This is a genomic window from Sphingopyxis sp., from assembly GCF_036402335.1.
Classification (GTDB): Bacteria; Pseudomonadota; Alphaproteobacteria; order Sphingomonadales; family Sphingomonadaceae; genus Sphingopyxis.
In genome coordinates this window covers 1-6,701 of record NZ_DASWTD010000082.1, presented here as the reverse complement: position 1 = coordinate 6,701, position 6,701 = coordinate 1, and the positions used below count along the sequence as shown (strand labels likewise).

Annotated in this window: 6 protein-coding genes; 1 reads left to right on the top strand and 5 read right to left on the bottom strand. The window is 63.3% G+C overall.

From position 1 onward, the window contains the following. The 5 genes from VGD20_RS02505 to VGD20_RS02485 all read right to left on the bottom strand — a co-directional run. On the bottom strand, positions 1–505 hold a 505-nt coding region (locus tag VGD20_RS02505), incomplete at its 3' end, for an aminotransferase class I/II-fold pyridoxal phosphate-dependent enzyme (RefSeq protein WP_331132944.1). Positions 506–654: 149 nt separating this feature from the next. Continuing rightward, a complete protein-coding gene (locus VGD20_RS02500; protein WP_331132943.1) occupies positions 655–999 on the bottom strand; it encodes a RidA family protein in 345 nt (114 codons plus the stop codon). A 29-nt stretch (positions 1,000–1,028) separates the two neighbouring features. Next, a complete protein-coding gene (locus VGD20_RS02495) occupies positions 1,029–2,288 on the bottom strand; it encodes a D-amino acid dehydrogenase (RefSeq protein ID WP_331132942.1) in 1,260 nt (419 codons plus the stop codon). A 93-nt stretch (positions 2,289–2,381) separates the two neighbouring features. Further along, a complete protein-coding gene (locus VGD20_RS02490; RefSeq protein ID WP_331132941.1) occupies positions 2,382–4,079 on the bottom strand; it encodes a DUF885 domain-containing protein in 1,698 nt (565 codons plus the stop codon). A 98-nt stretch (positions 4,080–4,177) separates the two neighbouring features. After that, positions 4,178–5,701, bottom strand: a complete 1,524-nt coding sequence (locus tag VGD20_RS02485; protein WP_331132940.1) for a carboxypeptidase M32 — start codon at positions 5,699–5,701, stop codon at positions 4,178–4,180. 239 nt (positions 5,702–5,940) lie between these two features. On the opposite strand from VGD20_RS02485, the gene VGD20_RS02480 reads away from it, so the two are divergent. After that, positions 5,941–6,701 (top strand): amidohydrolase family protein (locus VGD20_RS02480; protein ID WP_331132939.1); only part of this gene is annotated, 761 nt, incomplete at its 3' end.

Here is a 6,701-nt window from a genome sequence, read left to right as displayed (position 1 = left end):
TGCCCGTAGGGTTGGCCGGACTGGCGACGATCAGCCCGTCCGGGGCGGGCTCCATGCGCTCGACGGCCTCGGCAGTGATCTGGAACCGCTCGGCTTCGCCGCAGGCGAGTTCCACCGGCTCGAGATGAAGCGCCTTCAGCGTGTTTCTATAGGCAACATAGCCGGGTCTCGCCAAGGCGACGCGCGCGCCGGGAGAAAACAGGCAGGAAAGAGCAAGGACCAGCGCCGGCGAAGCGCCGCAGGTTAGGATGACCTGTTCTGGATCGACCGCTACCCCATAGGCTTCGTCATAATGTGCCGCGATCCGCGCTTTCAGTCCCGGGCTTTCCCAGTAGCCCATGCCGTCGGTATCGAGGATATCGTGCGCCGCCCTGATCGCCGCCGCCGGGGCGCCGGTCGAGGGCTGGCCGAACTCCATGTGGATCACCGACCGTCCTTCGGCCCGCAACTGATGCGCGAGCCGGCTGACGGCAATGGCATGAAAGGGATCGATCTCGATCGGCATGGGAAACCTGCTCCATCTTTATATTCACCGAATGTCTGGCGTCGGTGTGCGTCTGCTCGTCCCGACTGCAGGTCAGACGCCTGCTGTCCGATTGCGGTCAGATCGAAAGCAACTTCGATACAGGCTCGGCTCCACTTGGGAATAGCTCGTCAGCGCGCAGCGATGACGATGATCTCTACCTTGTAAGCGGGCGCCGCAAGCCTGGCTTCGCCGGTCGCGCGGGCAGGCGCATCCTTCCCATCGACCCATTTGTCCCAGACCGCGTTCATTTCGGCGAAATCCGCCATGTCCGCGAGCCAGATCGTCGCTGACAGGATCTTTGCCTTTTCCGAGCCGGCTTCGGCGAGCAGCGCCTCGATCTGGCCGAGGATCGCCTGCGTCTGGTTCGCGACGCTTTCGCCAGGGGCGCCAACCTGGCCTGCGAGATAGATTGTGTCGCCATGGACAACGGCCTGGCTCATGCGCGCGCCGGACTGGATGCGAGTGATCGTCATGTTTTTCCTTTCATTTGGTGAGCGCAAACTCAGCGCACGCCATAACGCGCGATGGAAAGATCTTCAGCCTCGATGTCGGGTGCGCGGCCGCTGATCAGATCGGCAATCAGCCGGCCCGACCCGCACGCCATCGTCCAGCCGAGCGTTCCGTGCCCCGTATTGAGGAAGAGATTGTCATAGGGCGTCGCCCCGATGACGGGCGTACCGTCGGGCGTCATCGGCCGCAGTCCGGACCAGTAGCTGGCGGCATCGATGTCGCCGGCGCCCGCGAAGAGGTCGGTGAGCGAGTGGACGAGCGTGGCGCGGCGGCGCTCGGGGAGCGCGTTGTTATATCCCGAAATTTCCGCCATCCCGCCAACGCGAATGCGCTCGCCGAGCCGCGTGATCGCGATCTTGTAGCTTTCGTCCATCAACGTCGATTCGGGCGCGCGCGCCGCGTCGACGATCGGGACGGTGATCGAATAACCCTTCACCGGATAGACGGGCAGGCGAAGGCCCAGCGGTCGCAGCATCGCCGCCGAATGGCTGCCGAGCGCCATGACATAGCGGTCGGCGGTGATCCGGCCGCGGTCGGTTTCGACGCCGACGATGCGCGCGCCGTCGATTGCCAATGACCGGATCGCTTCACCATAACGGAACCGGGCGCCGCGTTCGGCGGCCATGGCGGCGAGCGCGCCGGTGAACTTGAAGCAGTCGCCGGTCTCGTCGCCGGGAAGACGGAGACCGCCGACGATCTTCTCGCGCGCCGCGGCGAGCCCAGGCTCCACCGTGATGCAGCCTTCGCGGTCGAGCAGTTCGAACGGAACGCCGCCGACACGCAGGACCGCGATATCCTTGGCGGTCCCGTCGAGCTGCTTCTGCGTCCGGAACAGCTGCAGCGTGCCTTGCTTCCGCTCGTCATAGGCGATGCCGGTATCGGCGCGTAGCGCGATGAGCCGGTCGCGGCTATATTCGGCAAGCCGCACCATTCGCGCCTTGTTGATCGCATAGCGTGCGCCCGTGCAGTTGCGCAGCATCGCGAACAGCCAGCCGAGCATCTCGCGATCGATAGCCGGCTGGAGGATCAGCGGCGCATGCCGCATCATTAGCCACCGGATCGCCTTTTGCGGAATGCCAGGCGCGGCCCATGGCGAAGCGTAACCCGGAGAGATTTCGCCCGCATTGGCAAAGCTTGTCTCGAGTGCGGGTCCGGGCTGGCGGTCGATGACGACGACCTCATGCCCGGCCTCGGCGAGATACCAGGCGGACGTAACGCCGATGACGCCGCTGCCAAGGACAGCGACCTTCATGCTTCTTCTTTCCGTGTCATCAGGTGGCTTGCATTCGGCCCTTGCGGGTGGGTGAGATTAGAAGTGGGAGTGCGGATACCGGGCATATGCCCATCAGCCGATCGCTGCATCCACATTCCGCGCTACCAAGGGCAAAGGCAACCCGCCCGGCTTCAACACCAGGTCGTGGAAGTCGCGGATGTCGAAGCGGTCGCCGAGCGCCGCTTTCATCCGCTCACGCTGATCGAGGAGGAAGGTGTCGCCAAGCTTGTAGGCGAGCGACTGCCCCGGGATGCCGCACGAGTAGCGGAGCGTTTCGGATTCGATCTCGCGCTCCGACATGAAGCTATGGTCCCGCATATATTCGCGAGCCTGCTCAAGGGGCCAGCCCAGCGCATTCATCCCGGTATCGACCACGAGCCGGCATGTCAGAAACGCATCCATCATCAGCCGCCCGAATTTCTCCGCAGGCTCCTCATACATCCCGAGTTCGCCGGCGAGCGTCGCCGCATATTCGGCCCAGCCTTCGTTGAACGAGGAGAAGCTCGACTTCTTGCGCAGTTCATGAAGCTCGTCATTCTCATTCTGCGAGGCGATGTGAAAATGGTGTCCGGGGACGAGTTCATGATAGGTGAGCGCACCGATGTTGAGCAGCGGTGCCTGCGACAGGTTGACGGCATTGAACAGGTAGCGACCGTCGGGCTGGTGCGGCGACGGCATCGAATAATAGCCGAATGTCATCGAGCCGGTCAGCTCGGGTGCGAGAGGCCGAACGCCATAGGCCGCCCTGGGTTTGAACCGGAACACCGCTTCGATCTTCGGCGCCATCCGGTCGATGTACCGCTGGAAGACGTCCGCGATGCCCTCGGGCGTGTCCGCCCGCCACGTCGGATTGGTCGTCAACACTTCGAGATAGGCCTGGGGATCGCCCTCGAACGCCATCTCGTCCAGCAGCGCCTGCATCCGGGTCCTGACCTCGCGCATGCGTTCATGCCCGCGTGCGTGGACTTCCTCGGGCGTAAGCTCGAGCGTGGTGTGCAAATGCACCAGCTCGGCATAGACTTCGGCTCCGCCCGGATACTGGCTTAGCCCGACGGTATCGGGCGCATTGGCCGCATAGGCGGGATCCTCGAGATAGGCGATGAGCGAGTCGAATGCGGGCAGCACCGCCGTATCGAGCGCGGCCTGCAGGTGCGCGGCGAAATCTTCCGAGCCGGGGCCGCTCACGCGGTCGGGGGGCATCGCCAGATCGTCGATTGCAGCCGCCCGCGAATTCCGCATCAGCGGGCCGCAATGCTTGAGTTGCGCCTTCGGGATGAAAATGCCGCGCTCGGCCTGGCCGCGCGTGCGTTCCTCCATTTGCGACACCAGCCGCGCATAATCATGGACCAGCGCGAGATAGCGATGCTGGTCGCCGCGCGATTTCACCTCGAGGGCGGAGAAGATAGATTTCAGGGTGTTGAGAAGATATCCGCCGCCATAGACCGTCGGCAGGAAGGCGACCGGGAAGGAGGCGTCGATTATCAGCCAATACCAGTCGCTGCAGCGCGACCAGAGCTTCGCCTGCCCGCGCGCGATCTCGAAGGTCAGGCCGAGATCGCCGGGCAGGGCCGCTGCATCGACCGCGTCCGCCCGTTTGAGCAGGTCGCTTCCAAGCGTCGCGACGCGGACGGCCTCGTCATATCCCAGATCGGGCAAGCGCGTCGGCATGATGCCTTGTGCGAGCACCGCGAAGGGTGATTTGCCGCGCTCCGCAGTGACCTCGTCGATCACCTTGAGAGCGAGGTTTATGTTGCGCGTATCGAATTGCATAGCTGATCCGTTCATTTTCAAGGCGTCATGCTTCGTGACGACCGACGGCATTCATTGTGGCTTGGCAAGGAGGCCCCGATGCATGGCCATGCCGAGCCTCAGGGCATATCCTCACCCAGATATCGCGCTCGCAGATGACGCTCGAGCGCAGATGCCGACAAGGGCGCGCCGGTCGCCTCGGCGACCAGTTCGTTGAACGGCATCTGGCTCGCCTTGGCGTGAATACGCGGGCCAACCCACGCGCGATAGGGCGCGAAGTCGCCCTCGGCCAGATGTGCGAGGACAGCCGGATCGTCCTTCACCGCCTGCTCGAAAAGCTGTGCCGCGAGGCTCACGCCGAGCGCATAATTCGGGAAATAGCCGAATAGGCCGACAGCCCAATGCATGTCCTGGAGGCAGCCCGTCGCGTGATCGGGAGGCCGGCGTCCGAACATCGCTTCAGACATCGCGGACCAGGCGGCCGGCAGGTCCGCGACCTTGAGATCGTCGCGAAGCAGGGCCTGCTCGATGCGATACCGGAGGATGATGTGGAGCGGGTACGAAATCTCGTCGGCCTCGACCCGGATGAATCCGCTCCCCACGCGCCGATAGGTGTTGAGAAGATTGGAGGCAGTCCAGCAATCGGGATCACCGCCGAAAGCTGCCTCGCACTGCGGAGCAAGCCACGACAGGAACTCGCGGCTACGGCCCGCCTGCATCTCGACCATCGTCGACTGGCTCTCATGGGTGGTCGCCCCGCGCGCCTGCCCGACCGGGGTGAAGGCATGCTCGCGCGGGAGCCCCGCTTCGTACAGCGAATGGCCCGCCTCGTGCAGCGTCGCGAGAATCGCGTAACGCACATTGTCTGCGTCGAACCGCGTGGTGATGCGGTTGTCGCCCGGCGACCCCGCCAGCGCAAAGGGGTGCGGAGCCGCGTCGATGCGGACATGCGCAAGATCGTGCCCGATGGCCTCGACCAGCTTGTAGGAAAGTTCGCGCTGCCGGTCCGCCGAGAAATCGCCCTCGAAAGGGATCGGGTCCGGCCAGCTTTTCTGACGCTCGATGACGTCGGCGAGAAGCGCCGGGAGAAAGTGCTCCAGATCCGCGAAAATGGGATCGACGATCTGCGTGCTCAGCCCCGGATCGAACTCGTCCATCAGCGCGTCGAAGGGGCTGAGCCCCAAAGCTTCTCCCTTCGCCTGCGCCACCTCGCGGTAGATCGGCATGAGCTCCTCGAAGGCAGCGCCGAAAGGTGCGAAATCATTGGACTGCTTGGCCGCGAGCCAGATCGGCTGGATGGCAGAAACCCGGCGCGACCTTTCGAGCATCAGCTCCTTGGGAACCGCGGTGCTGTGACGCCAGATGCGCCGCATCTCGCCGAGATTGGTGCGCTCGACCGGCTCCAGCGCGCCCGCCGCCGCAGCCGCAGTCTCAAGCAGCTCTTCTGTTTCGGGCGAAGCGATGAGGTCGGTGCAGGTCGCGTCGATCGCTGCCATTTGCTCGCTTCGGCTCCAGGCGGCTCCGGGGGGCATATGTGTCTGGCTGTCCCAGAACAGGGTCGCGCGGGCGGCACCCAGCCGGCCGACCGTTCCAAATCGCTCTCCGAGCGCCGTATAGGCCCGGTTGTCATTCGGAATGTCCATAACCTCTCCACGCACTCCCATCGAGTCCGACACTTGCCGTACATGCATATCTGTATTCTATTAGACGCGAATGCAAGATTTTTTACCGGTGAATTTAATGAAATTTGCATAATATCAGCGATTTTTTGGATATTAAAATGCAATAATGCATGTTGACATGGCGGGCGGCGTTTGAAATTCTTGTCCAAGCGCGACGACTGCCGACGTGATGCGGTCGCCGCCCGAACAGGAGACCTTATGTGACGCTGCTGCTGACAAATGCCCGCATCTTCGACGGAATGAACGAGGAATGCGCCGAAGGCATGTCTGTCCTGATCGACGGCAGTCACATTCGCGAAGTCTCCGAAAAGGAAATCCGTGCACCGGATGCCCAGCTTATCGACGTCGGCGGAAAGACGCTGATGCCCGGACTCATCGATCTTCACACCCATGCCTACACCGCCGATGTCGACCTGACGCAGCTCGAAAAAGTCGGGACACCCTATAACGCTCTTCACGCCGGGCGCATGCTGCGCCACGGCCTCCATTGCGGCTTCACGACGATGCGCGATATCGGCGGGGGCGACTGGAGTTTGGCCAAGGCTCTCAAAGACAAGATCATCGAGGGGCCACGCTTTTTCTATGCCGGCAAAATCCTCTCGATGACGGGAGGGCACGGCGATTTTCGGGACATGCACGATAGCGAGCATGAATTCGGAGCCTGCTCATGCAGCGTGGTCGGCACGATGAGCGTGATCGCCGACGGCATCGATGGGTGCATCAAGGCGGCGCGCGAAGAGCTCCGGCGCGGCGCCCATTGCATCAAGATCATGGGGTCGGGGGGCGTGACCTCGCCCCTCGATCCCATCTGGATGAACCAGTACCGCGACGACGAGATACGGGCCATCGTTCGCGAATGCGAGGAGCGACGGACCTATGTCTCGTCGCATTGTCACCCGGCGAGCGGCGTCCGCCGCTCGGTAGAGGCGGGCGTCAGGGTGATCGAGCATGGCACCCTGAT

Bases quoted from the DNA above. Each gene is read 5' to 3' on its own strand.
- VGD20_RS02500 (WP_331132943.1), bottom strand. From the start codon at position 999: ATGACGATCACTCGCATCCAGTCCGGCGCGCGCATGAGCCAGGCCGTT.
- VGD20_RS02495 (WP_331132942.1), bottom strand. From the start codon at position 2,288: ATGAAGGTCGCTGTCCTTGGCAGCGGCGTCATCGGCGTTACGTCCGCC.
- VGD20_RS02490 (WP_331132941.1), bottom strand. From the start codon at position 4,079: ATGCAATTCGATACGCGCAACATAAACCTCGCTCTCAAGGTGATCGAC.
- VGD20_RS02485 (WP_331132940.1), bottom strand. From the start codon at position 5,701: ATGGACATTCCGAATGACAACCGGGCCTATACGGCGCTCGGAGAGCGA.